Source organism: Corynebacterium sp. CCUG 51687 (assembly GCF_024453995.1).
Lineage (GTDB): Bacteria > Actinomycetota > Actinomycetes > Mycobacteriales > Mycobacteriaceae > Corynebacterium > Corynebacterium pseudogenitalium.
The window spans coordinates 99471-124843 of sequence record NZ_JAGPYT010000004.1 but is presented as its reverse complement, the minus strand read 5'-3'; the positions used below and the strand labels follow the sequence as shown (position 1 = coordinate 124843).

Sequence of the window (25373 nt, the reverse complement as noted above, 5' to 3'; positions counted from 1 at the left end):
CTCATGGCTTACACACTGCTTATCGACGGCCCCTCCGGCGCCGGCAAAACCACACTGGCGGAGCAGATCGGTGCAGCTCTGGGGATACCGGTGGTGCATTGCGATGAGTTTTATCCTGGCTGGAGCGGGCTTGAAGAAGGATCCAGAATTGTGGAGCGGGATGTACTTTCGCTCAATGAGCCGGGATACTGGCGTTGGGACTGGGAGCGTCAACGCCGCGGGGAGTGGGTCAGCCTTGACCCAGAAGGCGACCTTATTATTGAGGGCGTTGGTGCAGTGACCGAGGCGTCGATCGCGGCGGCGCGGGCGCGTGGCTGTGTGAACACGCTGTGGGTAGAGGCGGCAGAGTCGCTGCGTCGTTCGCGGGCGTTGCAGCGTGACCCAGGGTATGCGCCGTTTTGGGATATGTGGGCGGCCCAGGAGCAGGAGCACAGAGCTAGGCGAGGTGCCGTTTACTTCGACGTGACTATTGAGCGGCGTTAGTCAGCCGGGGTGAGCGTGACGCGCTCTGCCCAAGTGAGGTCGATGCCGAGGCTGGAGAGCCACCGCATCGCGTCGTCGCCGTGGCGGGTAATTCCCTCGACGGCGTTGAGGGTCACTTCCATGGCGCGTTCAGCTTCTTCTGCAGTGATAAGCCCTGCGGACGTCGCCGCGGCAAGCTCGTCGATGTCAAGGACTTCGATCGGACGTCCGGTCAGGGACACTAGGTCGACGTAGAGGTCGCGCGTCTGCCAGACGCCATCTGTTTCGGTGATATCTGCGACGTCGAAGTAGAAATCTTGTTGTACATCGATGCCTTGGCGGAAGTGGAAGATGTTTGCGCGGAGACCAAGCGATGGAAGCAGCCAGCTTTCCAAGTATCCAAACCGTGGGTGGTTTGCGCCTCGGGCCATGTAGAGGCCGAAGTTGGTCGTCGTGAAGACATCCACCTGGCGCAGGAACCCCTTCGGATCGGTGTTGACCTTCGCGGAGATGTCGAAGGTTTCCTGCTTCACTGGATGAAGATCGACGGTCATAGGCTGGCTACCTTACGTTGAACTGTGCTGCTGTTGGGGCGAAGTGACAGACATTGTTTTCGGTGCGCGCGGCACCATTGATCACTGCGAGGACTTTGCCGGGCCCTGTTTTTGCGGTTGCGGACAGGGTGGTTGGTCCTGTTGGGTTTATCTGATTATTCGCAAGCGGCGTTACACCGGTCTTGCCCGAGTTGAGGTTGATCCAGTACGCGTTCATGAGGCCTTGACGCTCTGCCGCTGGTGGAGTACCGAGGGCGGTAAACACGAATGTGGCTTCCCCAGCTTTGGCGCCTGGGGCTGGTGCGGGTGCGGGTCCAGGTACAACGAGTGCGGAGGCCGTGGAGTGCAGGCCTGGACCGATACAGTTACTAGAGACCGTCGGCCAGTAGAACTGCGTAAACGCCGGTGCGTCTTTTGGCAGTGGCGGGCCGCCAAGTTCGCCTGTACCGGCGAAGAAGTTTACGGCGGTGCGCAGTGCGTTAGCTACCTGTGGCGGTACGAAGGGTTGATCTGCGAATTGGTTGACGCGAGCAACGGTGTTGTTCGTGGGGCGTCCGAGTCCATCAACCGCGGATGAGAGAGATGACGGGATGCTGGGCTGTTGAGCGCTCGCGAGTGGTGCAGTAACGAGGGCGCACGCAGCGCAGAGCGTAGTAAGGCGGATCGCGGCGCGACGCGTGAAGTGGGAGGGGCGCACGTGGTGACCTAACTTTCCTTCGCATGACAGGTAGGGTGGCCGTCGAAAAGCCATAACCCTAGTCACAATAGTCACTTTTGTAACAGGGTCAAGTGGGGAGCGGGCTACAAGGTGCATGTTTTGTGCTTTGCGAGTAGCATTTAACCGTTATTTCCACCTATGCGAAGGAGCACCGGTTTCAGTGTCGCATCCTGAATTTCGAAACGTAGCGATTGTCGCTCACGTTGACCACGGCAAGACTACATTGGTCAACGCAATGCTGGAGCAGTCCGGCGTATTCTCTGACCACGGCGAACACGGTGACCGCGTGATGGATTCCGGCGAGCTCGAGTCCGAGCGTGGCATCACCATTTTGGCGAAGAATACCGCTATCCGCCGCAAGGGGAAGGGCAAGAACGGTACAGACCTTGTTATTAATGTGATCGATACGCCGGGTCACGCCGACTTCGGTGGTGAGGTCGAGCGTGGCCTGTCCATGGTTGACGGCGTTGTCTTGCTTATCGACGCCTCCGAAGGCCCACTGCCGCAGACTCGTTTCGTGCTGGGCAAGGCACTGGAGGCGAAGAAGCCGGTCATCATCTGTGTAAACAAGACCGACCGCCCGGATGCCCGCATTGACGAAGTTGTTGAAGAGGCCCAGGACCTGCTGCTCGAGCTTGGTGCGGGGCTGGAGGATCCGGAGGCAGCAGAGGCCGCGGAGAACCTGCTCGAGCTCCCTGTGCTGTACACGTCGGGTCGCGCTGGCCGGGCTTCGCTCGAGAACCCAGGCAACGGTAATCTGCCTGACAATGATGATCTGCTCCCGTTGTTCAACGTCATCTACGACGTGCTGCCGGAGCCTTCCGCTGAGATCGATGCACCGCTGCAGGCGCAGGTCACGAACCTTGACTCCTCTTCGTTCCTGGGCCGTATCGCGCTGATTCGCGTGTACAAGGGCACCGTCAAGAAGGGCGACACTGTTGCTTGGGTGCACTATGACGCCGAGGGTGAGCAGCACGTGAAGAACGTGAAGATTGCCGAGCTGCTGGTCACCGAGGGGCTCGACCGAGTTCCGGCGAAGGACGGCGTCGTCGCGGGTGACATCGCTGCAGTGTCGGGCATCGACGAAATCATGATTGGTGACACGCTGTGCGACGTCGACCACATTGAGCCGCTCGAACGCATCAAGATTGACGATCCCGCAATTTCTATGACGATCGGTGTGAACACCTCGCCGATGGCTGGGCGCAACGGTGGCGATAAGCTGACCGCCCGCATGGTCAAGGCGCGCCTGGACCAGGAGCTCATCGGTAACGTCTCCATCAAGGTGTTGCCGACCGAGCGTCCGGATACCTGGGAGGTGCAAGGACGCGGTGAGATGGCCCTGACCGTGTTGATTGAGACGATGCGTCGTGAAGGCTTTGAGCTGACCGTTGGTAAGCCACAGGTCGTGACCAAGGAGATCGACGGCAAGGTGTACGAGCCGTACGATCACATGGTTATCGACGTCCCCTCCGAACACCAGGGTGCTGTTACCCAGCTGATGGCGGCCCGCAAGGGCCAGATGACGGCAATGGGCAACACGGGCTCCGGCGATTGGGTTCGCATGGAGTTCGACGTTCCGGCTCGTGGCCTGATTGGCTTCCGTACGACGTTTCTGACCGAGACCCGTGGCGCTGGCATTGCGAACTCCTACTCGATTGAGCACCGCCCATGGGCGGGCGAGATCAAGGGCCGTCCGACCGGTTCGCTGGTCGCTGACCGCTCTGGCCAGGTCACCGCGTACGCGCTGACGCAACTCGCGGACCGTGGCGATTTCTTCGTGGAGCCTGGTGCAGAGACCTACGAGGGCATGGTCGTTGGTGCGAACAACCGTGATGAGGATATGGACATCAACATCACGAAGGAAAAGAAGCTGACGAACATGCGCTCCGCAACTGCCGACGCGACCGTCACGTTGGCGAAGGCCCGTACGCTGTCCTTGGATGAGGCAATTGAGTTCTGCGACGAGGATGAGTGCGTTGAGGTCGCTCCGGAGGCGATGCGAGTGCGCAAGATCATCCTCGACTCCACGGAGCGTGGCCGTGCCCGTTCACGTGCAAAGCAGCGCAATAAGTAGTTACGCACTGGTGCGGTAGTATCTACTGCGATGAATCCGCACATCTTTTCAGCGCCACGTCGCTCGCGATCACTGCGAGTCGGCGTGGCGCTGTTTGCGTGCTCTGGCGTGGTTGCGCTTTCTGCATGCGCCGCGTCGCCTGGCCCGCCGCCTCTCGTTGATCCGAACGATGTTGCTGCTCGTGAGATGTATGAGCAAGAGGATTCCACGACTACTTCCGCTCGACCGGAGGGCAAGACTCGCGTGCGCTCCCAGGTGGAGGTTGGTGTGGATTCGCTCCGAAACGGGCTGAACCCGCACCTTATCGCTGATGAATCTGCGGTTGTGAAGAGTGTGGCGAATCTGGTGCTTCCCAGCGCATTTCATGATGGGGTGAGAAATTCCGCACTGCTCAATGGGGCGACGGTGCTCTCAGAATCGCCCCGTGCAATGACGGTGCGCTACATCATTCGCGAGACCGCGCAATGGTCTGATGGCACGCCGGTGACCGGTGCGGACTTTGTGTACCTGTGGCGGGGGATGCGGGACACGCCAGGAGTACGAAACCCGGCCGGGTATCGCGCGATCGATGCCGTGCGTGTCAGTGGCGCGACGGGCAAGGTCGTCGACGTTGACTTCGCTGTGCCGGTTGCGGATTGGCGTGGCCTTTTCGACCACTTGCTGCCGGCGCATGTGTTTGCAGCCGACGGCTCTGATTTCGGGGTGGCGCTGCGCGACACGATTCCGGTTTCTGCTGGCCGGTACATGGTGCGCGGGGTAGACCGCGGTCGTGGAACGATTACGCTGAACCGCAATGATAGGTTTTGGGCGGCCAATCCTGCCAAGATCGATATTTTGACGCTGCACGCGGTACGCGGGACCACCCAGATTGCAGATCAGCTGCGCACCGGCCAGCTGGTGTTTGTGGATCGGGTTCCTAGCGAGACGACCGGGCGCGTGCTCAGCCTGGTACCGGGTGTGCAGACGCGGATGCTCGATACGCCACGGGTGCTAGGCGCTGTGCTTTCTGCGACGTCTGGGATGTCGCCTGAGGTTCGTTCGGAGCTTCGTTCGCTGATCGACGTTCCGTTGCTTGCAAGCATTGCGTTGGACCGCACGGCTGATGTTTCGGTTGAAAAGCACGGTCAAGTGAGTACGCATGAGCCGCACGCGGTGTATCAACACGTTGCGGCTCACGGTGCGATTCGCATTGGTGCCGATCTTGCAGATCCCGCAGCGGTAGCAGCGGCTCGATCGATGGCGGACATGCTGCACGATCGTGGAGTGTCGGCACGAGTTGTCGCGACGGATTTCGGTTCGCTGATTCGCTCAGGTCTCGAGGAAAATACCGTTGATGTTTTGGTGGCGTGGCAACACGATCCGGAAAATTTGCCGGATGCTGCGAGTCGCTTGGACTGCGTCGCTGGCGCCCCTCGTGCAGGCAACCTCGCCGGTTTTTGTGAACCTCAGTCGGTGGGGCTTGCGAAAGAAATCTTGGCCGGTTCGTACGGGCTTAAGCAGGCCACCGAGGCGGTCAATGAGGTGCTCGAGCAAGAGGCACTATGGATGCCGATTGCGCGCGAGCGTCGTATTATCGCCCTCGGGGAGGGCATCATCGGGGCGGATGCAGATTTGAATAACTGGAAAGCAGGCTTATCGACGGCCGCTTCGTGGCGCCTGCAACCGAAACGAAACGAAGGAGATCGGATTAATCATGCACAACTCCCGTGACCTACAGGGCTACCGGGTGCTCGCCGTGCACGCGCACCCCGACGACGAGTCCATCACCATGGCGGGAACGCTGTTTGACCTCGCGCGACGCGGCGCGGACGTACTAGTGGTGACCTGCACGTTAGGGGAGGAAGGCGAGGTCATTGGAGAGCCTTACCAGCTGTTGACGAATGACCATGGTGATCAGCTAGGCGGGTTCCGCATTGCGGAGCTGCACGGCGCGCTCCAGGCAATAGGTGTTCGTGGCGAGTTTCTCGGCGGAGCAGGATGTTTCCGTGACAGTGGGATGGCGGGGTCGGAGGCCAGCAAGAACCCACGTGCATTTGTCAATAGCGGGCGTCGCGCAGTCGACGCGTTGCTGGAAGTACTGCGCCGGGAGCGTCCACACCTCGTTTTGACCTACGGCCCCGACGGTGGGTACGGGCACCCGGATCATATTCGTGCGCACGAGATCGTGCACGAGGCCGCTGAGGAGTTTGATATCCCGCGCATCCTGTGGGCAGTGCGCAAGAGGGAGGAAACCGACGCACTTTTGCCTGAGGTCGCGCCTGAAGGCTGGCGCTTGCCAAAGCCTGGCGAGCTCGACGGCGTGGACAGCGTCGATGTTTCGGTGCGCCTGGACGGTGAGGCGTACAGCGCCAAGATCGCTGCGATGGCGGCGCATGCGACACAAATCTGGGTTGCGGACGGGCGGACCAGCGCGACGAACCCGCACGCGGTGCTGGGCAAGGGGCCAGTGATGTACTACGCGCTGTCCAACTTGATTGTGCAGCCGATTCAGCCGTGGGAGCATTTCCAACTGGGCGGTGGCGAAGCGGTCGTCGATACGTCGGATGTGCTCAGCGGACTTGAGCGATGACTGAAACCCGTTGCAAGGCGGACATTGCCCGCGGCGAGAAAGCAGCAGGTCTCATCTGGCTTTCTGTCGGCGCGCTCATTTCACTTTTGTTAGAAGCTGTCAACTTGGACACACGTATTGTTGGAATCGCGGTGCCGTTTACGGTAGTCATCGCTGCGCTCTTTAATGCGGTGCTCACGAAGACTGCGGCGCTGTGGTCAGATCATCTGCTGGTCAAGCTCGTTCCACTCATTGTTTGGGTGGTAGGTTTCTTTGTTCTGCTTATCGCTCTCCCGGCGCGGGGAGCGGTCGTGCTCCCCGCGAGCCCGCTGACGCTGCTGCTCCTTTTTGCGGGTTTGGGTGGGGGCGTTTGGCCCCTTTTCGGTCGAAAGTGACATACTGGAACGCATGACTTATGTGATTGCTCAACCATGCGTGGACGTAATGGACCGCAGCTGCGTCGAAGAATGCCCAGTCGACTGCATCTATGAGGGCAAGCGCATGCTCTACATTCACCCAGACGAGTGCGTCGACTGCGGTGCATGTGAGCCAGCTTGCCCGGTAGAGGCCATCTTTTACGAGGATGACACCCCGGAGGAATGGGCCGAGTACTACGACGCAAACGTCGGCTTTTTCGACGAGCTCGGATCGCCAGGCGGGGCGACAAAGCTTGGGCCACAGGATTTCGACCACCCATTCGTGGAGGCGCTACCACCGCAGAACCAGGACGGTTAAACCTGCATGAGCACGCACCATCGCGCCGGCTTAGAGGAGCAGCTACCGGAGTTCCCTTGGGATACCATCCTCGATGTCAAGCAGAAGGCAGCCAGCCATCCCGGCGGACTCATTGACCTCTCGGTCGGGACACCGGTAGATTCAGTCGACCCTTCCATCCAGCTTGCCCTGGCTGAGCATGCCGCTGCGCCTGGCTACCCGCCGACGCAGGGGTCGGCGGAACTACGCCAAGCGATTGCCGACTCGCTGGAGCGCCGATACAACATTCAGGACCTGCACACAGACGCTGTGCTTCCCGTCATCGGCACAAAGGAGGCTGTCGCGTGGCTTCCAACCCTGCTCAACCTGCGCGGTGGCATAGTGGTGATCCCGGAGATCGCGTACCCAACCTACGAGGTGGCCGCGATCATAGCGGGATGCAAGGTCGTGCGATCTGACGTTCCAGTCGATGGTGCGTCCCTAGTATTCTTAAACACCCCGAGCAACCCAACCGGTCGCGTCCTCTCCGCAGAGGAGATGCGCGTATGGGTTGACTACGCGCGGGACACCGGCGCGATCATCGTTTCAGATGAGTGCTATATGGGTCTGGCGTGGGACGAAGAGCGTGCGCCAGTATCTTTGCTTGACCCGGCGGTCAGCGGTGGTGACAACACCAACCTCTTGGTCTTGCATTCGCTGTCAAAGACATCGAATATGGCCTCCTACAGAGTCGGTTTCATCGCTGGTGACGAGAAGCTGGTGCAAGAACTTCTGCTGTTGCGCAAGCACACCGGAATGATGGTGCCAGGACCAATCCAAGCAGCAACGCTGGCTGCACTCCGCGACGATCAGCACGAAACACTCCAGCGGCTTCGCTACGCCAACCGTCGGGTGACACTCTTGCGCGCGCTGCTCGCGGCAGGGTGCAGCGTTGAGCATTCCGAGGCCGGGCTGTACCTGTGGACACGCAGGGAAGGCGCTGATGCCCGCCAGACGCTCGACTGGTTCGCGCAGCGTGGAATCCTCGTTGCGCCAGGGGACTTTTACGGCCCTGGCGGCTCGCAGCATGTTCGAGTTGGCCTCACGGCTTCCGACGAGGCCATCGCTGAGGCCGCACAGCGACTCTCGGAGTAACACGTGACCACTCCAACAGAGCATCGTGGGATGCGTGCGCTTCGAAGCCTGCGCGAGTTTTTGCGCTTCGGCATTGTGGGAGGCTCCGGCGTCCTGGTCAATCTTTTGGTGTTCTACCTCACCAAGAAAGCGATCGAAGTCGGCTTCAATCTGCATGAGGGCGACATCTTCTTCAACCTTTTCGGCACCCGCTTTAACGTCCGCTGGTATCACGTGCTTGCTACCGTGGCGTTTCTCGTGGCGAACACATGGAACTACCAGCTCAACAGGTCGTGGACCTTCCGGGGCCCGCAGCGGCGTTCGTGGATCCGCGGGTTTTTCCCGTTCCTCACCACCGGCGTGATGGCATTCGTTGTTTCGCTGGTGTTCTTGACGTTGTTTATGAACCCGAACTCCCCAATTGGTTTGCCGGACAGCATTTTCGACGACTCCACCGGTCTTCGCACGAAGTCCTACTGGTCGCAGGGCCTGGCGACGCTGATCGCGACACCGGTGAACTACATCATTAATAAAATTTGGACGTTTTCGAAGCCGAAAACAGCTCCGAAAACGTCCGCGTCTTCCTAGTTGTGCTTGCCCGTTAGACGCTTTCCTTGGATGGGCGCACCAGGAAAGATGCGCCGATCAATACCGCGGAGACGATGAGGACCGCGATAATTTGGCCTCTGGTGGAGGCGTCGAAAAGCATGAGGATGGTGAGTCCCACGAGGGCAATCAGCGTTGCCCACGGAACCCAGGTCGCTCCGCGTACCTGCACTGCGGAGTTCTTGATCTGCGGGTGCAGTCGGATGTAGCTCAGCGTGATCATTACCCACGTGACCATGAGGCAGCCGCCGACGGCGTTCATGAGGAAGTCGAGCAGCCCTGGTGGGTTCCACCACTGCAGGCCGACTGCGGCGAAGGCGAAGAACATCGACACCAATACGGAGTTCATTGGGACGGCGTTCTTGTTCGTGGCGCGAAGCCAGCGCGGCGCGTCGCCTTCGAGTGCCTGCTGGTAGGCGAGGCGAGACGTGCCGTAAATCTGGGCATTGAACGCGGAGAGCAACGCCAGCACGATGACGGCCTCCATGAACCCGACCACGCCTGGGATGTTTGCCATGCTGAGCACCTGGGTAAATGGTGAATCTGCTGCGGAGTCGGCACCGTCGATTTGAGCATATGGGATCAGCAAGATGATGACGATGATGCTTCCGATGTAGAAGAGCGCGATGCGCCAGATAATGGAGTTGACCGCGCGCTTGACGGCCTGCGCGGGGTTCTCCGACTCTGCCGCCGCGATGGTGACAACCTCGATACCGCCGAAGGCGAACGCCACGGCGAGCAGCCCAGCGGCGACGCCGGCGAAGCCGTTCGGCATGAAGCCCGACTCCCGGACGTTGTCCAGGCCGACGAAGTCGTGGCCGGGGAGGATGCCGAGGAAGAGCGCGGCGCCGATGGCCAAGAAGAGGATAATGACGGCGACCTTAATCATGGCGAACCAGTACTCAAACTCGCCAAAGCCTTTCACCTGCGCGAGGTTGATGACAGCGAAGAATACCACTGTGACCAGCGCTGGAACCCATTGGGGGACGCCAAACCAGCCAGACATAATTGCGGCTGCGCCGGTGATCTCGGCGCCACCAACCATGATGAGGAGGAACCAGTAGAGCCAGCCCAACAGGAAGCCGGCCCAGTGGCCGAACGCCTGGCGCCCGTACGTCGCGAACGAGCCGGAAGACGGGCGGGCTGCAGCCATCTCGCCGAGCATGCGCATAACCGAGATAACAATCAGGCCTGCGATCGCGTATGCGACCAAGATGGCGGGGCCTGCGGCCCGGATGCCGACGCCCACTCCGAGAAAGAGACCGGCGCCTACCGCCATGCCCAGACCCATCAGGGTCAGGTGACGCGATTTGAGGCCGGTGCCCAGCGTGGCGTCGTCGGATTCAGTGTTGCGTTGAGTTGTCATCGGATGTTCCTCTCGGCGGCGTCCTTAGCGCGTTGTTGGAAAGTGTCGGTGCGGGTCCAGAGGACGCCAGCGATTGAAATGATGCCCACGACGACTGCTACCGCGAACATTTGGAAGCGGCCGTCAGGGTTGGTCAGCATGAGCACCACGATGGCTCCAGCCAGTACAACCGTTGCCCACGGCAAGACTCCTGGAGCCCACATGCGAACGTGCGTGATCTCGTTGCGCTTCACTAGCTGCGGGTGAATGCGCAGGAACGAGAATGTGATGGCGAACCACAACACGATCAGGCAGCCGCCTACCGCGTTGAGCAGGAATGCGAGCAGTCCAGGGGGATTCCAGTACTGTAGTGCGACAGCTACGAAGCCGAAGAACACGGAGAGCACGACGGCGCGCATCGGTACGCCGCGGTGGTCGGTGCGTGCGAAAGCCTCGGGGGCGTCGCCGCGCAGGGCCAGGTTGTGGAGGAACCTGGAAGAACCGTAGATCTGTGTGTTGCACGCGGAAAGCAGCGCGATGACGATGACTGCTTCCATAATGCCTACCGCGCCCGGAATGTTTGCCAAGTGCAGCACGGCGGTAAACGGGGACTCGGAAGCGTCGTTCGCCCCACCGATGTCTTCGTATGGCAGCAGCAAGACGATAAGCAACACTGATCCAATGTAGAAGACGCCGATTCTCCAGATGATGGAGCGGATCGCAGAGTGCACGGCAACCTCGGGGTCTTCGGATTCGGCCGCCGCGATGGTGACCAGCTCAATACCGCCGAATGCGAACGCAACTGCAAGCAGTGCCGTGGCGACGCCACCCCAGCCGTTCGGCATGAACCCGAACTCGGCAATGTTCGTCGTGCCGACGAACGACGTTCCCGGCAGGAGCCCCAGCCACAGCGCCACGCCGAGGGCGAGGAAGAGACAAATCACGGTGACCTTAATCAGGGCAAACCAGAACTCGAATTCGCCGAGGTTTCGCACTGCGGCGAAGTTAATCGCCGTGAAGATAACAATCGCTGTCAGCGCCGGGATCCACGGAGACACCGCGAGCCATGATGCGATGATGGCGGAAGCGCCGGTGATCTCGACGGCCATGATCATGATCATCATGAACCAGTAGAGCCAGCCGATGGCAAAGCCTGCCCACGGACCGAAGGCCTGCTCCGCGTAGGTAGAAAACGTGCCCGAAGAAGGGCGCGCGGCAACCATCTCCGCGAGCATCTGCATGATGCACACGGTGATTGCGCCAGCGATCATGTACGCAATGATGACAGCGGGGCCTGCTGCGGCGATACCCACACCAGTGCCAAGGAAGAGCCCGGCGCCAATTGCTGAGCCGAGGCCCATCATGGTCAGGTGCCGGGTCTTCAGTCCGCGCTGTAACGATGTCGACGCCTGAGTTGGGGCAACAACCGGTGAAGCTTTCAAAGACATGGCAATTACCTTAAACACTCATGTACATTCATGCCTATCATTCCCCGATGTGTCGCTCCGTGCACTGCGAATTCGGCCCGTAAAACTAGAGCGTTAGCTGCTTCGCGCGCGCAGTACGGGCGTGGTGCTTGCCGGCTCTTGGTGGATGCTGATATCACTCTGACCAGCAATCTCACTTGCTGGAATATGTGTCTCATTTCTTGTGTCGTAGATAATTGTCGACGGCTCCAGCATCACATTGACACCGATCTCGCAGTTGTCCCCGAGATCCACCCCGATTACACCCGATGCGGGGTGAAGCGTGCAATTGCGTCCGACTCGTAGCGGGATCCGGTTATGTCCGCTGCCGCGCGCAGCCATCAGCACCGCCGACAACGCAACCTCGGTACCTTCACCAACCGTGACAGCGGAGGAGAGCCGCCCCTCAATCTTTGCCGGTCCAAGAGCGCCGGAGTTGTGCGAGACGTAGCCCTCACGGATCACGGACGTTCCTGGAGCCAAGTAGGCCCCGAGGCGGACGCGCTCCGCCTCAGAGATTGAGACCCCAGTCGGCACCACGTAGTCGACCATGCGGGGAAGCCGTTCGATACCGTAGACATGGATGTTGCCCCTGCTACGCAGGCGAGTTCGCACGAATTCGAAGTTATCCGCCAAGCATGGACCCTTATTCGTCCATACCACCGGCTCGAGGTGTTCGAGGCAGTCTTCCATGTTGACTTCGAAGGGGCGCACCAGGCGGTGGGAGAGCAGGTGGAGCCGAAGGTATACGTCGTGGGCATCCACAGGGGGTTGGGACAGGTCCGCGATTGTGGTGCGCACCGGCACGTGCTCGACGAGCCGGTCCGAGTCCATGCCCACCAGGCTGAGGAATGCGTCCCCAAGTTCGTGCGCGCTGACTCTGCGGGATCCGGAAGTGAGGCCGGAGGGGTCGTCGATAAGTGAAGGGGAAGGGTACCAGGTGTCGAGTACCGTACCGTCCAGCGAAATATTGGCAATACCTGTGGCCTGCGCTCCTTGTAACATGCTTGTCATCTTAAACGCACAGTCACAAAGGGCCGGACTCGGACGACAAGCGGGGGAGGGGTTGGCCTAGCATATAAGTTTTTGGCAGAGTCGAACTCAACGTGTTTTGAGGAAGGAAGGACCCATGGCACCTCACAAGTCACCGCGACCGGACAAGGAGCGAAAACTGCGCGGCCCAATCATGTTGCGAAGCGAGGACACCGAACAGCCGACGACGCACGACCGTCGCCTCCTGGAGTCCTTGGGCTACAGCGATCACGACTGGAAGCACGCGGACCCGTGGCGTGTGATGCGAATCCAGTCTGAGTTTGTCGCAGGCTTCGACGCACTGAGCGACTTGCCGAAGGCGGTCACTGTGTTTGGCTCCGCACGCCTCAACGAAGGCACGGAAGAGTATGCGCTGTCATGCGAGGTAGGCAAGGCGCTCGTCGAGGCGGGATACGCGGTCATCACTGGTGGCGGTCCAGGCTTGATGGAGGGGCCGAACCGCGGTGCCCACGATGCCGACGGCATCTCGGTGGGGCTCGGCATTGAGTTGCCGTTCGAGCAAACGCTTAACGATTGGGTCGACCTCGGCCTGAACTTCCGCTACTTCTTCGCGCGCAAGACAATGTTCTTGAAGTACTCGCAGGCGTTCATCGCGCTGCCGGGCGGGTACGGGACCATGGACGAGCTGTTCGAAACGCTCGTGATGGTGCAAACCCAAAAGGTTACCAACTTCCCGATAGTGCTCATGGGTACCGAGTTCTGGTCCGGCCTGGTTGCGTGGATTGAGGAGCAGCTGCTTGGCCGCGGCCTCATCTCGCCGGGCGATGAATCCCTGTTCTACGTCACCGACTCCGTCGACGACGCGATCGCGCACATCGTGCACGCACATAAGGTGATGACAGACGCGCGCCTGCGAGATGCTCACAACGAGGACGTCTAAGAGATGCCTGGCCGCATCGCAGAGGTTATGGCGATCATCAACCGGACGCCAGATTCGTTTTACGACAAAGGAGCAACGTTCGCGATAGAGCAAGCGCTGGATCGAGCCGATACGGTGATCGCGCAGGGAGCGTCGATTGTCGACGTCGGCGGGGTAAAAGCAGGTCCCGGCGACGAAGTCGACCCCGCAGAGGAGATCGAACGCGTCGTCCCTGTCATCCGGGGCATCCGCCTCCGGCACCCGTCAATACGCATCAGCGTGGACACCTGGCGCGCCGACGTTGCACAGACTGCAATCGAGGCGGGTGCCGACCTAATCAACGACACCTGGGCTGGCTACGATCCCGAGCTCGTCGAGGTCGCCGGAGCGCATCGCGTTGGGTACGTCTGCTCCCACACCGGCGGTGCGGTACCTCGCACACGCCCACACCGCGTCCACTACGACGATGTCGTCGCCGACGTCATCCGGGAAACCACAGCGCTCGCCGAGCGCGCCGTTGCTTGCGGCGTGCCCGAAGAGCTCGTGATGATCGACCCAACGCACGACTTCGGCAAGAACACCTTCCACGGACTGGAGTTGCTGCGCCGAGTCGACGAGCTCGTCGCGACAGGGTGGCCAGTCCTCATGGCGCTGAGCAACAAAGACTTCGTCGGCGAGACGCTCGACCGTGCAGTTGGCGAGCGAGTCGCAGGGACGCTCGCAGCGACAGCGTGGTCCGCCGCACGCGGCGTCGCAGCCTTTCGCGTCCACGAAGTCGCCGAAACCCTCGACGTGATCCGAATGACCGCCGCCATCCAGGGACATATGCCACCGATCAATACCGTGCGGGGGCTTGCGTAGTGCGCGTCAGTGTGGTCATCCCGGCGCTGAACGAGGCCGCAACCGTCGGACACGTTGTGCGACGCTGCTGCGTTGCAGATGCAGTTCGGCGCGATGGGGAAGTACTGGTCATCGACTCGGATTCACACGACGACACCGCGACGCTTGCCGCCAGGGCGGGGGCCCGTGTGGTGAACTGGCGCGAGGTCAGCGCGATTGAACCGCAGGAAGGCAAGGGTGAAGCACTGTGGCGCGGTGTGAAGGCCGCGCGCGGAGAGTTCGTCGTGTTTATCGACGCCGACGTCACCTCCCTCGAGCCGTGGTGGATTGATGCACTCATCGAGCCCTTCAAGACCCCGGAGATCCACCTTGTGAAAGCTCGTTACAAAAGATCCCTGGACGGGCGGCCTTCTGGCGGCGGGCGTGTCACGGAACTGACTGCAAAGCCGTTGCTACGACGGTTTTTCCCAGCATTGGGCGATATTGGTCAGCCACTGGCCGGCGAATATGCAATACGTCGAGATACAGCGCTGCGGCTGCCGTTCGTGGCGGGATACGGCGTTGAGTCGGGGCTGCTCATCGACACCTTCGCCAGGTATGGGCGCAATGCTATTGCGGAAGCGGATCTTGGAACTCGCGTACACCGCAACCGCCCGCTTGAGGAGCTGGGGCCGATGGCGGACGTGGTGGCGTCGACAATTCTCGACAGGGCGTTGGTATCCGGACAGCTTGGTTCCGAGCAGAAGACGAGGCAACGGCTGCCCTGGTGCGAAATTCTGAGCACTGAACGCTAGTATGATGACATGCTTTCTTGGATCATCCTGATTATCGCCATTGCCGTTTTTTGCGTGCTTGGTTTCTTGCTCTTTAGCCAGCTGTTTGGGCGCGGCGAACAGCTGCCACCCATGATGGAGACCGAGGACGTCAAGTCCGCGAACCGGCTCGCAGTTGAGGAGGGCAACATTGGAGACGTGCACCTTGAAGTGATGCACCGTGGCTACCGGATGGACCAGGTCGATGACCTGCTTACCGCACTCGGTGAGAAGTACGGCTTTGCTCCGACTATCAGTCAGCTAACCGAAAACAGCGTAGTATTGGATACAAACGTTTTGACTGAAGGAGAAGCGACAGATGGCAGCAATGAAGCCGCGCACCGGTAATGGACCAATGGAAGCCGCAGAAGAAAGCCGGAAGATTGTCATGAGGATTCCGTCCGACGGGGGCGGTCGCCTGGTCATCGAGATGAGCAAGGAAGAGGCTACTGAGCTCGGAAATCTGCTGATTGAAGCCGTAGGATAAGAATTCTCTAAACTTAAGGTAATATATCCAGCATGCTCAAAGACATAATTGATGTGCTGGCAGATCCTATAGACCTTACTCGTCTTCATGGTGAAGGGGAGTTTTCACGCCTCGTTTCCGAAAGTGGCCACTCGTACGATGTGGCGAAGCAGGGCTACGTTACGCTGGCGAGCGGAAAAGGTCTGCAACATGTCGGTGACTCGTTGGAGATGGTCCTCTCCCGCGAGTCATTTTTGTCGCAGGGGCACTTCGCCCCGTTCGTTGAAGCGATGACGGAGCACGTAGAACACGTGCTTGACCTCAGCGCGCCTGAGGAAGACCACCCTGTGATCCTCGAAGTCGGCGCGGGGACCGGCTACTACCTGTCGCACACCCTGGACTCCGTGGTTGGTGCGCGCGGTGTCGGACTTGATATCTCGGTTCCAGCTGCGAAGTATCTTGCAAAGGCACATCCGCGAATCGGCTCGATTGTGGCCGATGTGTGGCAACAGCTTCCAATTGCGACCGGGAGCATCCACGCGATTACCGTGGTGTTTGCCCCGCGTAACCCAGCAGAATTCGCTCGCGTGCTTGCGGATGACGGCCAGGTTGTAGCGCTCATTGCGGATCAAGGCCACCTCGATGAGCTGCGTGAGCCCCTCGGTATCTTAGGTGTCGAGCCCGGCAAGCTGGACCGCCTCGTCGAGCAGTCAGAGGGCCACCTGGAGCTGGCCGAAGACCCAAAGGAACTTGTCTTCCCGATGCGTTTGGGCCGCGAATCTATCGCGGCCCAGGTCGGAATGAGCCCATCCGCCCGCCACATTGAGCGGGGCGAATTGGCGCGTCGTCTTGACGCCCTGCCGGATCACATGACCGTAACCGCGCACGCACAGCTCGTGCGCCTGCGCAAGGCGTAAGCCGTTCCGCTCAGGAAGCAGCTAGCGGCTACGACGCCACTCGTTCAAGATGCTGGCGTCGTCTTTGGCGCGGGAGCGGATGCCGATGCATCCGTTCTCCGGCCAGATGCGCGAGGACATCACTACTGCACCGCCGTCGGCATAGACCTCGAGCGTCGAACCGTCCACGATAACCGTGATGGTATCTTCCTCGTCCTCGCCGATTTCGGCTTCCGCAACTTGGCCATCGAATCGATCGACGGTGAGCTTGTCGCCAGCATGGGTGACCCGAGCTGCGACCTCACCATTACCGTCGACAATCTCAGCGACGACACTGCCACCTGCGGAGATCTCGCATAGCGCAGTCCACAAATGGGCGCCGCGCGTCGTGCTCACCGCCTCGGGGAGCCCTGGCGCAGGTACCTGGTACAGGTGGCCATCCTGGAGTGTGACATAGCGTGGCAGTGTGAGCGTATTTGCCCAGCCTTCGGTTTCCCAGTTCGGCTCTTTCGTCGGGGACCCTTGGCGGCCAGAGGGGGTCATAAAGCCAAAGAGATAGGTGCCTTGGTAGCGCTGCGCCGGGTCCATCGCAACCGGGAGGTAGTTGGTGTTGCGGGGGCGAGTGAAATCGTGCCCGAAATCGAGCGCCTGTGCAGGTGTGGTTACCCGGAACGTGTTGTTCTCCAGCTTGCCGATGATGTAGGCCGAACGGTCTTTGCCACCGCGCTCAAGCGTGAAGAAGAAGACGTCGTAGATCTTGGAATCAACTTCATCGCGGAGCCTGCAAATACGTGGCGCTACTAGCGTCTCATCGAGGTCGATTCCGGGGTCGCCATCAAAAGTGAGAGGTCCTTCGAAGCGCCACTCAACGCCATCGATAGAGCGAAGCACGACTGGCTTCGGCGTATCGACGCTGCCCGTGATCGCCAGCATGAGCCAGCCATCGTGCTCCTCGCGCTCGTCATCTTTCCAGTCAGGAACGACGCAGGGCGAGCGGAAGTTGTTGTACTCAGGCGTGTCCTCGACGATATCGCCAAGTCGCTGTACGCCAGGTGTGGCGTTTGTATCTTCGAGGAGTTCATCGCACAGCCCTTCCAGCTCAGGCGCGTGGGCGAGCTGGATGGTGTTGCCAGCAGCAGTTGCTGAAGTGAAATACAGGTAGATGCCTTCCGGCGCACCAATTACGGCACCTGCTCGAACCGCGGATTCGCCACCGGCGGGGACAATGGCATCGTTGCATTCGACCCAGCTAAACGGGTCGCCATCGCTGACGTTGTGGCCCCAGCGGCTCGGGGCTTCGGGTGTGGGGCGGTATTGGTAGAAAATATGCCAATTGTTTTCTCCTTCGCGCCCGTCGAAAATGACACCAGCTGGCCCCTCGAGGATGCCACTGTCTGCGGTGACGTGAAGTTCTGGTCGGAAAGTACTCATCGTTAAGTGGTGTTCACCCCTGCGTTATTTCGTGAGTTGTTCGTAGATCTTGACGGTGTCTTGCGCAATTGTCTTCCACGAGAAGTCATTGCGGGCGCGCTTCAGGCCAGCTTGGCCCAGCCTTCGGGAGAGATCCTTGTCACCAGCCACCCGGTTGACTGCCTCGGCGAGATTGCGCTCGAAGGCTTCCGGCTGCGTTTTGTCGTAGTCAACGAGCACACCCGTCTCACCATCCACGACGACCTCCGGGATGCCACCCACGCGAGATGCCACAACAGCGGTTTCGCATGCCATGGCCTCCAAGTTCACGATGCCAAGCGGCTCGTAGATTGACGGGCATACAAAGACGTCGGCTGCGGAGTAGACCTCGCGGATCTTTTCTGCCGGCAACATGTCCTGTACCCAGAACACACCATCGCGCTCAGATTGCAGCTTTTCGACGAGCCCCTTCGTCTCTGCGGCGATCTCCGGTGTATCAGGCGCACCTGCGCACAGCACGAGCTGGACGTCTTCCTCAAAGTGCGACGCCGCCTTGAGGAGGTGCGCGACGCCCTTTTGGCGCGTGATTCGACCAACGAACGCGACGATCGGCTTCGCCGGGTCTACACCGAGGTCTGTCAGGACGGTTCCCTCGGTGGGATACCACTTTGCCGGATCGATGCCGTTGAGTACGACGTGAATCTTGTCCGCCGGGATGCTCGGGTACGCACGAAGGATGGCTTCTTTCATACCCGCGGAAACGGCAATGACTGCGTCCGCGTTCTCGAAAGCGTTCTTCTCGCTCCACGAGGAAACGTTGTAGCCACCGCCGAGCTGCTCGCGCTTCCAAGGGCGGTCAGGCTCGAGAGAGTGCGCAGTGACAACGTGCGGAATGTCGTAGAGAAGGCCTGTGAGGTGGCCACCGAGCCCGGCGTACCACGTATGGGAGTGAGCCACGTCAACATTGTTGGCGGCGTGGGCGATCCGAAGGCCCGTCGATAAGGTCTTGATGGCACCGTTCGCGTTTTCAAGGGCAGGGTCAACCCCGTGGACGTAAACGTCCTTCATGTCGCGGGGAGTGCCCATGCAGTGAACATCGACGTCAACGATCTCCCGCATAAAGCGAGTGAGCTCTGTGACGTGGACTCCGGCTCCCCCGTAAATCTCGGGAGGATACTCTTTGGTCATCATTCCGACTCTCATACCGCCCGAGCATAGTGACGAATTCACGTCGGTGCAGGAAAGCAAAAACTGAAATGTAGCGCTGCCCACTTTAGGAGGCAAAAGGCTGCAAGGTCACGAAGTTTTCAATAGGCTCGGAAGCGTGAGAAGTCAGCCTAGAGTACTTGCAATTGTCCTTGCCGGTGGCGAAGGGAAGCGCCTGTTTCCGTTGACCGCGGACCGAGCTAAACCGGCCGTTCCTTTTGGAGGCAACTATCGATTAATTGATTTTGTTCTGTCGAACTTGGTCAACGCTGGGTACATGCGAATCGCAGTGTTGACACAGTACAAGTCGCACTCGCTGGACCGGCACGTGGCGACGGCTTGGAACGTATCTGGCCCGACTCCGCAGTACATCGCATCGGTGCCGGCGCAGCAACGTCGTGGCAAGCGCTGGTACAACGGCTCTGCAGACGCGATTGTGCAGTCGCTCAACCTCATTTACGACGATAAGCCGGATTACGTGCTGGTCTTTGGTGCAGACCACGTCTACCGGATGGATCCTTCGCAGATGGTGGAGAACCACATCAAGTCAGGCAAGGCTGCAACGGTGGCCGGTATCCGCGTGCCTCGATCAGAAGCTACGGCGTTCGGATGCATCCAGTCCGAAGAGGACGGCACCATCACCGAGTTTTTGGAGAAGCCCGCGGATCCACCAGGAACCCCGGACGATCCGGATATGACGTTCGCTTCGATGGGTAACTACGTATTCTCTACGGAACCACTGATTCAAGCGCTGCTCGAGGACGAGCAGAACGAGGACTCTGATCACGATATGGGTGGCGACATCATCCCGTACTTCGTGCGCAAGGGTGAAGCAAATGTGTACGACTTCTCGCAGAACGAAGTGCCCGGCGCGACAAAGCGCGACAAGGGATACTGGCGAGATGTCGGTACGATTGATTCTTTCTACGAGGCGCACATGGACCTCATCTCTTCGTACCCAGTGTTCAACTTGTACAACTCGACGTGGCCGATTCACTCCACAGAGGACGGCAACCTTCCACCAGCGAAGTTTGTCGTGGGAGGTATCGCACAGGAGTCGATGGTGGCGTCGGGATCAATCATCTCGGGCGCTACCGTACGCAATTCAGTGCTTTCCACGGATGTGCGTGTTGAGGAAGGCGCGACCGTTGAAGGTTCTGTGCTGATGCCAGGTGTGCGCATCGGTAAAGGGGCGGTGGTCCGCCACTGCATCCTCGATAAGAACGTCTATGTAGCTGACGGTGAAATTATTGGCGTCGACCTTGAAAAGGACCGCAAACGCTACACTGTTTCGGACAACGGCGTAGTGGTCGTCGGCAAAAATCAGGTGGTGCAGGAATAACTGACACTCATAGGCAAGGCCCGCTCGAAGCTCAGCGAAGTTCGAGCGGGCCTTGTTCGTGCGTACGTAGAGCTAGCGCTTCGTAATGATGGTCAGGCCACCGTCGAGAGGCAGGCGAGCTACGAGCGCTCCGTGGTCGGCGGCGAGGCTGCTCACGTACCTATCTGCCTCTCGTGCTGCCTCGGTTTCGCGGTCCCTGCGTGTCGAATCGCTGACAGTACCGTCCAGCAGAGAGTCGGCGAGAATCAGCGTGCCGCCCTCGCTGAGGAGCGGCCAGGCGGCATCAATAACCGCGGTGAACTCGATCGGCGAGACATCCGCGTAAACGAGGTGGTAGGCGTCGTTCGCAAGCCTGCCCATAACCTCAAGCGGGCGCGCGGTGAGGAAACGTGTGCGGGAGGTTGGGTACTCGGCGGCACGGAATGCCTCCTTTGCGCCGGTTTGTAGCGTGACCTCGGGTTCGATGCAGGTAAGCGATGCGCGCTCTGGAAGACCACGCAGCAAGTGGAGCCCGACGACGCCTGCAGCCGGAGTGATGGCGACTGCGCCTTGCGACTGACCACTTGGGCAGGCTGCAGCGAGCGTCGAAAGTAACGTGCCGACGATGACCGACGGCGCACGGACTCCGTTCTCCTGCGCTTCTACGCTGGCGTACTTCAACGCTTCGCGGAAAGCAGCAGGGAACGGCTGTTGCTCGGCATCAGTGAAAGACTGATGGATGTAATTTGTCAACTGATCAAAAGCGGTCGCACTCACAGCCAACATCATAACCAGAACTGTCCTCACAGCGTGTGTGCTACGCGCATGCAGTAACCTTTACGTTTTTCCGTTGGTGAATGGGATTTCAATCTGCCACAATATGAAGCATGCAACCTGATGATGCTGTCGCCCAACATGATTCCGTCGCGCCCGAAGATTTGCGCGGTACGGCTGCATTTGATGCTGGGGTGGGGGCGATGCCTTCGTGGGCTGAGCTCGTCGCAGAGCACGCCGACAGTGTGTATCGTCTTGCGTACCGTCTTTCAGGTAACCAGCACGACGCGGAAGATCTTACGCAAGAAACCTTCATCCGCGTGTTCCGTAACTTAAAGAGTTACCAACCGGGTGCGTTCGGTGGCTGGCTTCATCGGATTACAACGAATCTGTTCCTTGATATGGTGCGCCACCGGGCGAAGATCCGGATGGAAGCACTCCCGGAAGACTATGAGCGCGTTCCCGGCACTGATATGACTCCGGAGCAGGCGTATAACGTCGCGCACCTCGATCCTGCCCTGCAGCACGCACTCGATGAATTGAGTCCGGACTTCCGCGTTGCCGTGGTGCTTTGCGATGTCGTCGGTATGACGTACGAAGAAATCGCTGAGACGCTTGGAGTCAAGATGGGTACCGTCCGTTCACGCATCCATCGCGGTAGAACTCAGCTGCGTGAATCGCTCGAGGAGCAGGCGCGGCATGACGTCGCCACCGAAGAGTTAATTCGACTACGCTAGGGCGCGAGATAGTGGTTGACTACGGATGCGAAAGGAGCGTTACCGATGCGAGCGTTTTGTTCCACTGAGCATTTGAACCCTGAAGCAATTGCAGCTTTCGCAGACGGTGAACTTTCGCGCTCTGCAAGCCGTCGCGCTATGAAACATATGTTGGAGTGCCCAGAGTGCTTCCAAGATGTTCTTGTGCAGCGGCGAGCGTCCGCACGTGTAAAGGCTTGCAAGGATGACGACCTGCGAGCCCCAGATTCGCTGGTGGCGAAGCTCAGCGGCCTGTGCCACGAGATGCAACCTGCCGAGCCTTGCGGTGAAGATGCTCATCACAAGGAACGATCACCGATTGTGGCCGCCGTTGACGCCACGCTTCGGGCGCTGCGGCACCGAGAGTAGGATGTGATCCGTGTTTTCCAGTATTGGCTGGGGTGAAGTCTTTTTCATCCTGATCATCGGCCTCATTGTGATTGGTCCGGAGCGGCTCCCAAGCGTTATCGAGGATGTCCGCGCAGCCATTTACGCTGCGCGCAAGGCGATCAACAACGCGAAGCGGGAGCTCAACGGTGAGCTCGAGGAGTTTGAGGAGCTACGCAAGCCACTGGATACGGTGTCGCAGTACGCGTCTATGGGGCCAAAGCGCGCGATGGCGAAGTTTTTCTTCGAAGATGACGAGGAATTTCTCGAAAGTTTTGATCCGCGCAAAATGATGGAAGACGATGCGCCTCTGGCTCGCCAACCATCAAAGCCACAGTCCCGGGCAAAGAAAGGGCCGGAGGACGGGGGACAGCCCAGTGGAGGGGGATTCTCCTGGGCTGACGTTACCTAGTTCCCACCGATCTATTCGTCAGTGTGCTTCACACCAAGGTTGAGGGACTTGCCAGCAAGTGAGTTACGGCGAATCTTCAGCTTGGTGACGATCTCCTGGATCGCCGCAGCGGCAGGGGAGTCTGGTTCTGCTGTGACGACAGGGGTTCCGGTGTCACCGTTTTCTCGCAGCTTCGGATCCAACGGGATGGAACCCAGCAGCGGCACGTCACTATCTGTGAGCGCGGTCAGGCGCTCCGCAACCTGCTGGCCACCACCTTCACCAAAGATATTCATGACGGAGCCGTCAGGCATGACCATCCCGGCCATGTTCTCGATGACGCCAGCAATTCGCTGCTCAGTCTGCTGAGAAATTGTGCCGGCACGCTCAGCGACCTCAGCTGCGGCTGCTTGCGGAGTGGTAACAATGAGCAGTTCGGCATTTGGAATCAGCTGCGCCACTGTGATCGCCACATCGCCGGTCCCCGGTGGAAGGTCAAGGAAGAGTACGTCAAGATCGCCCCAGTACACATCAGACAGGAACTGTTGGATTGCGCGGGTGAGCATCGGTCCACGCCACACCACAGGGGCATTGCCCTCCACAAATTGCCCCACAGAGATGTGGCGGACGTCGTGTGCGATCGGCGGCATGATCATGTCTTCGACCACAGTCGGCCCCATGTCGGAAGAGCCGAGGAGACCAGGGACGGAGTGTCCGTAAATGTCGGCGTCGACAATTCCGACGCTGAGGCCCTGTGCTGCCATTGCAGTGGCCAAGTTCACTGTCATCGAGGACTTGCCGACGCCACCTTTGCCTGAAGCTACCGCGAACACCCGGGTGCGCGACGCCGGGTCAGCGAAAGGGATGTCGGGCCCGGGCTGCTGTGCACGCAGCTTCGAAGCCATTTCGCGACGCTGCTCCGCGCTCATAGTGTGAAGCGTGACTGTCACGTTCTCCACGCCGTCGATTTCCTCTACGACTGCGCGGACGTTGCCCTCGATGGTGTCACGCATCGGGCAGCCGGCGATGGTGAGGTAAATGCCGACGGTGACGTTGGGGCCGTCGATACGTACGGACTCCACCATCCCGAGTTCGGTAATGGGTTTTCCAATTTCGGGATCGTCAACGCGAGCAAGCGCTTCGCGGACCTGGGATTCTGAAATGAGTTCTGCGTTTGCCATAACGGGCTTCAGTATAGTCAGAGAAGCTGGATGTTCATACGAGCAGAGGAGTGACAACGAATGGCCCAACTCAACAACAACCGCCTGGTAGCGCGCGAAGTGCCAACAGGGTGGCCGGTAGGCAGTTTTAATACCTACCAGGAGGCGCAAGAAGCTGTTGACACGCTGTCGGACAAGGAATTTCCGGTAGAGAAGCTCACAATTGTCGGTGTGGACTTGATGCAGGTTGAGAGTATTACGGGCCGCCTCACGTGGGGCAAGGTACTTGGTGGCGGTGCACTATCGGGCCTGTGGATGGGCATGTTCATCGGCATCATTTTCTCGCTGTTCGCGGAAGAAGGTGGGTGGGGCATCTTCGCCTCGTGCGTCGCGATGGGTGGCGTGTTCGGAGCAATTTTCGCAGCTATCGCTTACGCGTTTACAGGTGGAAAGCGTGACTTCGCCTCAGCGACAAGCATCGTCGCGCGCCGATACGATGTGCTGTGTGCACCTGACGCTGCGCGTCGAGCCCGCGACATGATCGCCGCAATGCGCCCACAGCGCGACACTGGACGGCCAACTGAGCCGTCGTCCACCGATAGCGACGCCTCCGAAGACAACGCAGCGCGCTAGACTAGCTCTGTTTTCCAGGCTCGTCTGAGCACACTACGAAGAAGGTATTTATGGTGTCCCTGCGTCCTCTCCGTACACTGATTGCTGCGGCACTGGCAACGAGCCTTGTCGGCGGGTTGACTGGCTGCACAGATGACTCGCTTTCACCGGTGAAGTTTGTCAACGGCGAATCCCGCGGCAACATCGTCAAAATCGGGATTGATACCTCAGAACCTGAACAGGTAGTGCTGGGGGAGATCTACTACGAGATCATTACAGCGATGGGGCACCCTGCCGGAGTAGTCCCGTTCAATGACGTGTACTTCCGAAATGCAGCCGAACTGCTGCAAGAAGAAGACGTCGATATGGTCGTTGCGTGCTCTGGTGTTCTGTTGCAAGCGCTAGACGCACACGGAGCGAAAGAGCTCGACAACGATATAGCGCACGATCGTCTCGACGGTGCGGATCCGTCAGAAGCGACGTTCGCTCTTCTTGCGGGTGCGCTGCCCAGCAACATCCAATCGGTTGACCCTTCCCCTGCGCAGGGCTGTGCGTCGCACGTGGAGCTCGAGCACCTTCCTAACAGCGTTATCCCGCTGTTCTACAAATCAAAGTTTGCGCGCAAGGAAGTCAGGCGCATCAACGCAATGACGCGCGTGCTCAGCACAGCGCAGTTGGAAGAGATGAGCGAGGAAGTCGCGCAGGGCAAAGAACCCCGCGCTGTTACTGCGGATTGGCTCCGTGAATACGCCAGCATCAACGTTGAAAACCCCGATGCCAACGGCGGGGAAGCCGAAGCGACAACTACTCCGTAGGCGCAAGCCAAAT

The 25373-nt window shown here is 59.6% G+C and carries 29 protein-coding genes; 20 read left to right on the top strand and 9 right to left on the bottom strand.

The genetic code is table 11. From position 1 onward, the window contains the following. Positions 1-3: 3 nt before the first annotated feature. A complete protein-coding gene (locus KBX13_RS05595; protein ID WP_256021182.1) occupies positions 4-483 on the top strand; it encodes a (d)CMP kinase in 480 nt (159 codons plus the stop codon). Here the strand turns inward: KBX13_RS05595 and KBX13_RS05590 are convergent. Both KBX13_RS05590 and KBX13_RS05585 read right to left on the bottom strand, forming a co-directional pair. Then, positions 480-1016: a DUF402 domain-containing protein gene (locus KBX13_RS05590; protein ID WP_070362697.1), complete on the bottom strand. Its 537-nt coding sequence runs from the start codon at positions 1014-1016 to the stop codon at positions 480-482. The two genes, KBX13_RS05595 and KBX13_RS05590, sit on opposite strands and share 4 nt — an antisense overlap. Before the next feature lie 7 nt (positions 1017-1023). Next, positions 1024-1713: a hypothetical protein gene (locus KBX13_RS05585; protein WP_070362696.1), complete on the bottom strand. Its 690-nt coding sequence runs from the start codon at positions 1711-1713 to the stop codon at positions 1024-1026. Between the two features lie 181 nt (positions 1714-1894). On the opposite strand from KBX13_RS05585, the gene typA reads away from it, so the two are divergent. From typA to KBX13_RS05550, 7 genes are read left to right on the top strand one after another with little or no spacing between them, the layout of a single operon-like run. Then, entirely contained in the window at positions 1895-3811 is a 1917-nt protein-coding gene (gene typA / locus KBX13_RS05580) for a translational GTPase TypA (protein ID WP_070362695.1), read from the top strand. A gap of 30 nt (positions 3812-3841) precedes the next feature. After that, entirely contained in the window at positions 3842-5521 is a 1680-nt protein-coding gene (locus KBX13_RS05575; RefSeq protein ID WP_256021180.1) for an ABC transporter family substrate-binding protein, read from the top strand. Then, positions 5505-6380: an N-acetyl-1-D-myo-inositol-2-amino-2-deoxy-alpha-D-glucopyranoside deacetylase gene (gene mshB / locus KBX13_RS05570; protein ID WP_070362693.1), complete on the top strand. Its 876-nt coding sequence runs from the start codon at positions 5505-5507 to the stop codon at positions 6378-6380. The genes KBX13_RS05575 and mshB overlap by 17 nt, the downstream gene beginning before the upstream one ends. Beyond that, positions 6377-6754, top strand: a complete 378-nt coding sequence (locus tag KBX13_RS05565) for a hypothetical protein (RefSeq protein WP_256021177.1) — start codon at positions 6377-6379, stop codon at positions 6752-6754. The genes mshB and KBX13_RS05565 overlap by 4 nt, the downstream gene beginning before the upstream one ends. A gap of 13 nt (positions 6755-6767) precedes the next feature. After that, positions 6768-7094 carry a ferredoxin gene (gene fdxA, locus KBX13_RS05560; protein ID WP_070362691.1) on the top strand — a complete coding sequence of 109 codons (327 nt, stop codon included), beginning with the start codon at positions 6768-6770 and terminating at the stop codon, positions 7092-7094. A gap of 6 nt (positions 7095-7100) precedes the next feature. Further along, on the top strand, positions 7101-8207 hold the full coding sequence (dapC, locus tag KBX13_RS05555) for a succinyldiaminopimelate transaminase (protein ID WP_070479440.1): 1107 nt from the start codon (positions 7101-7103) through the stop codon (positions 8205-8207). Positions 8208-8237: 30 nt separating this feature from the next. Then, positions 8238-8774, top strand: coding sequence for a GtrA family protein (locus tag KBX13_RS05550; protein WP_070362689.1), 537 nt, complete (start codon positions 8238-8240; stop codon positions 8772-8774). Positions 8775-8787: 13 nt separating this feature from the next. Here KBX13_RS05550 and KBX13_RS05545 read toward each other — a convergent pair whose 3' ends face one another. From KBX13_RS05545 to KBX13_RS05535, 3 genes are all read right to left on the bottom strand, one after another. Next, the gene (locus KBX13_RS05545) at positions 8788-10158 is read right to left on the bottom strand and encodes an amino acid permease (protein ID WP_070362688.1); all 1371 of its coding nucleotides are present in this window, start codon (positions 10156-10158) and stop codon (positions 8788-8790) included. Then, positions 10155-11585, bottom strand: a complete 1431-nt coding sequence (locus KBX13_RS05540; RefSeq protein ID WP_256021175.1) for an amino acid permease — start codon at positions 11583-11585, stop codon at positions 10155-10157. The genes KBX13_RS05545 and KBX13_RS05540 overlap by 4 nt, the downstream gene beginning before the upstream one ends. Before the next feature lie 93 nt (positions 11586-11678). Beyond that, positions 11679-12617 (bottom strand): succinyltransferase, encoded by a 939-nt coding sequence (locus KBX13_RS05535; protein WP_070362686.1) that lies wholly within the window; start codon positions 12615-12617, stop codon positions 11679-11681. A gap of 115 nt (positions 12618-12732) precedes the next feature. On the opposite strand from KBX13_RS05535, the gene KBX13_RS05530 reads away from it, so the two are divergent. Genes KBX13_RS05530 through KBX13_RS05505 form a run of 6 tightly spaced genes read left to right on the top strand, consistent with a single transcriptional unit; the run spans position 12733 to position 16550 of the window. Beyond that, positions 12733-13536 (top strand): TIGR00730 family Rossman fold protein, encoded by an 804-nt coding sequence (locus KBX13_RS05530; RefSeq protein WP_070362685.1) that lies wholly within the window; start codon positions 12733-12735, stop codon positions 13534-13536. Between the two features lie 3 nt (positions 13537-13539). Further along, positions 13540-14376 (top strand): dihydropteroate synthase, encoded by an 837-nt coding sequence (folP, locus tag KBX13_RS05525; RefSeq protein WP_256007819.1) that lies wholly within the window; start codon positions 13540-13542, stop codon positions 14374-14376. Beyond that, on the top strand, positions 14376-15149 hold the full coding sequence (locus KBX13_RS05520) for a glucosyl-3-phosphoglycerate synthase (protein ID WP_256021173.1): 774 nt from the start codon (positions 14376-14378) through the stop codon (positions 15147-15149). Before folP ends, KBX13_RS05520 begins: the two co-directional genes overlap by 1 nt. Positions 15150-15158: 9 nt before the next feature. After that, on the top strand, positions 15159-15515 hold the full coding sequence (locus KBX13_RS05515; protein WP_256021171.1) for a cell division protein DivIVA: 357 nt from the start codon (positions 15159-15161) through the stop codon (positions 15513-15515). Further along, entirely contained in the window at positions 15487-15654 is a 168-nt protein-coding gene (locus tag KBX13_RS05510) for a DUF3117 domain-containing protein (protein WP_070362681.1), read from the top strand. Before KBX13_RS05515 ends, KBX13_RS05510 begins: the two co-directional genes overlap by 29 nt. Positions 15655-15686: 32 nt before the next feature. Continuing rightward, positions 15687-16550, top strand: a complete 864-nt coding sequence (locus KBX13_RS05505) for a methyltransferase domain-containing protein (protein ID WP_256021169.1) — start codon at positions 15687-15689, stop codon at positions 16548-16550. A 21-nt stretch (positions 16551-16571) separates the two neighbouring features. Here KBX13_RS05505 and KBX13_RS05500 read toward each other — a convergent pair whose 3' ends face one another. Together KBX13_RS05500 and glgA are read right to left on the bottom strand one after the other, a co-directional pair. Beyond that, complete coding sequence (locus KBX13_RS05500) at positions 16572-17960, bottom strand: GH32 C-terminal domain-containing protein (protein ID WP_256000423.1); 1389 nt, start codon at positions 17958-17960, stop codon at positions 16572-16574. 24 nt (positions 17961-17984) lie between these two features. Continuing rightward, the gene (gene glgA, locus KBX13_RS05495) at positions 17985-19142 is read right to left on the bottom strand and encodes a glycogen synthase (protein WP_256021168.1); all 1158 of its coding nucleotides are present in this window, start codon (positions 19140-19142) and stop codon (positions 17985-17987) included. Positions 19143-19263: 121 nt separating this feature from the next. On the opposite strand from glgA, the gene glgC reads away from it, so the two are divergent. After that, positions 19264-20487 (top strand): glucose-1-phosphate adenylyltransferase, encoded by a 1224-nt coding sequence (gene glgC, locus KBX13_RS05490; protein WP_070479448.1) that lies wholly within the window; start codon positions 19264-19266, stop codon positions 20485-20487. 72 nt (positions 20488-20559) lie between these two features. Here glgC and KBX13_RS05485 read toward each other — a convergent pair whose 3' ends face one another. Continuing rightward, a complete protein-coding gene (locus KBX13_RS05485) occupies positions 20560-21252 on the bottom strand; it encodes an O-methyltransferase (RefSeq protein WP_070363543.1) in 693 nt (230 codons plus the stop codon). A 101-nt stretch (positions 21253-21353) separates the two neighbouring features. Between KBX13_RS05485 and sigE the strand changes: the two genes are divergently transcribed. The 3 genes from sigE to tatB are packed head-to-tail and all read left to right on the top strand — an operon-like array spanning position 21354 to position 22794. After that, positions 21354-21977, top strand: a complete 624-nt coding sequence (sigE, locus tag KBX13_RS05480; protein ID WP_256021165.1) for an RNA polymerase sigma factor SigE — start codon at positions 21354-21356, stop codon at positions 21975-21977. A gap of 45 nt (positions 21978-22022) precedes the next feature. Further along, complete coding sequence (locus KBX13_RS11445; protein WP_070362675.1) at positions 22023-22364, top strand: zf-HC2 domain-containing protein; 342 nt, start codon at positions 22023-22025, stop codon at positions 22362-22364. Between the two features lie 10 nt (positions 22365-22374). Continuing rightward, entirely contained in the window at positions 22375-22794 is a 420-nt protein-coding gene (gene tatB, locus KBX13_RS05470) for a Sec-independent protein translocase protein TatB (protein ID WP_252931059.1), read from the top strand. Between the two features lie 11 nt (positions 22795-22805). On the opposite strand, the gene KBX13_RS05465 is transcribed toward tatB, so the two are convergent. Continuing rightward, complete coding sequence (locus KBX13_RS05465; RefSeq protein ID WP_256021162.1) at positions 22806-23954, bottom strand: Mrp/NBP35 family ATP-binding protein; 1149 nt, start codon at positions 23952-23954, stop codon at positions 22806-22808. Positions 23955-24014: 60 nt separating this feature from the next. Between KBX13_RS05465 and KBX13_RS05460 the strand changes: the two genes are divergently transcribed. Together KBX13_RS05460 and KBX13_RS05455 are read left to right on the top strand one after the other, a co-directional pair. After that, positions 24015-24566, top strand: a complete 552-nt coding sequence (locus tag KBX13_RS05460) for a general stress protein (protein WP_070362672.1) — start codon at positions 24015-24017, stop codon at positions 24564-24566. Positions 24567-24619: 53 nt separating this feature from the next. Further along, positions 24620-25360, top strand: a complete 741-nt coding sequence (locus tag KBX13_RS05455; RefSeq protein WP_256021161.1) for a hypothetical protein — start codon at positions 24620-24622, stop codon at positions 25358-25360. The last annotated feature ends 13 nt before the right edge of the window (positions 25361-25373 follow it).

Bases quoted from the DNA above. Each gene is read 5' to 3' on its own strand.
- KBX13_RS05595 (WP_256021182.1), top strand. From the start codon at position 4: ATGGCTTACACACTGCTTATCGACGGCCCCTCCGGCGCCGGCAAAACC.
- KBX13_RS05590 (WP_070362697.1), bottom strand. From the start codon at position 1,016: ATGACCGTCGATCTTCATCCAGTGAAGCAGGAAACCTTCGACATCTCC.
- KBX13_RS05575 (WP_256021180.1), top strand. From the start codon at position 3,842: ATGAATCCGCACATCTTTTCAGCGCCACGTCGCTCGCGATCACTGCGA.
- mshB (WP_070362693.1), top strand. From the start codon at position 5,505: ATGCACAACTCCCGTGACCTACAGGGCTACCGGGTGCTCGCCGTGCAC.
- KBX13_RS05565 (WP_256021177.1), top strand. From the start codon at position 6,377: ATGACTGAAACCCGTTGCAAGGCGGACATTGCCCGCGGCGAGAAAGCA.
- fdxA (WP_070362691.1), top strand. From the start codon at position 6,768: ATGACTTATGTGATTGCTCAACCATGCGTGGACGTAATGGACCGCAGC.
- dapC (WP_070479440.1), top strand. From the start codon at position 7,101: ATGAGCACGCACCATCGCGCCGGCTTAGAGGAGCAGCTACCGGAGTTC.
- KBX13_RS05550 (WP_070362689.1), top strand. From the start codon at position 8,238: ATGCGTGCGCTTCGAAGCCTGCGCGAGTTTTTGCGCTTCGGCATTGTG.
- KBX13_RS05545 (WP_070362688.1), bottom strand. From the start codon at position 10,158: ATGACAACTCAACGCAACACTGAATCCGACGACGCCACGCTGGGCACC.
- KBX13_RS05540 (WP_256021175.1), bottom strand. From the start codon at position 11,585: ATGTCTTTGAAAGCTTCACCGGTTGTTGCCCCAACTCAGGCGTCGACA.
- KBX13_RS05535 (WP_070362686.1), bottom strand. From the start codon at position 12,617: ATGACAAGCATGTTACAAGGAGCGCAGGCCACAGGTATTGCCAATATT.
- KBX13_RS05530 (WP_070362685.1), top strand. From the start codon at position 12,733: ATGGCACCTCACAAGTCACCGCGACCGGACAAGGAGCGAAAACTGCGC.
- folP (WP_256007819.1), top strand. From the start codon at position 13,540: ATGCCTGGCCGCATCGCAGAGGTTATGGCGATCATCAACCGGACGCCA.
- KBX13_RS05515 (WP_256021171.1), top strand. From the start codon at position 15,159: ATGCTTTCTTGGATCATCCTGATTATCGCCATTGCCGTTTTTTGCGTG.
- KBX13_RS05510 (WP_070362681.1), top strand. From the start codon at position 15,487: ATGGCAGCAATGAAGCCGCGCACCGGTAATGGACCAATGGAAGCCGCA.
- KBX13_RS05505 (WP_256021169.1), top strand. From the start codon at position 15,687: ATGCTCAAAGACATAATTGATGTGCTGGCAGATCCTATAGACCTTACT.
- KBX13_RS05500 (WP_256000423.1), bottom strand. From the start codon at position 17,960: ATGAGTACTTTCCGACCAGAACTTCACGTCACCGCAGACAGTGGCATC.
- glgA (WP_256021168.1), bottom strand. From the start codon at position 19,142: ATGAGAGTCGGAATGATGACCAAAGAGTATCCTCCCGAGATTTACGGG.
- KBX13_RS05485 (WP_070363543.1), bottom strand. From the start codon at position 21,252: ATGTTGGCTGTGAGTGCGACCGCTTTTGATCAGTTGACAAATTACATC.
- sigE (WP_256021165.1), top strand. From the start codon at position 21,354: ATGCAACCTGATGATGCTGTCGCCCAACATGATTCCGTCGCGCCCGAA.
- KBX13_RS11445 (WP_070362675.1), top strand. From the start codon at position 22,023: ATGCGAGCGTTTTGTTCCACTGAGCATTTGAACCCTGAAGCAATTGCA.
- KBX13_RS05465 (WP_256021162.1), bottom strand. From the start codon at position 23,954: ATGGCAAACGCAGAACTCATTTCAGAATCCCAGGTCCGCGAAGCGCTT.
- KBX13_RS05460 (WP_070362672.1), top strand. From the start codon at position 24,015: ATGGCCCAACTCAACAACAACCGCCTGGTAGCGCGCGAAGTGCCAACA.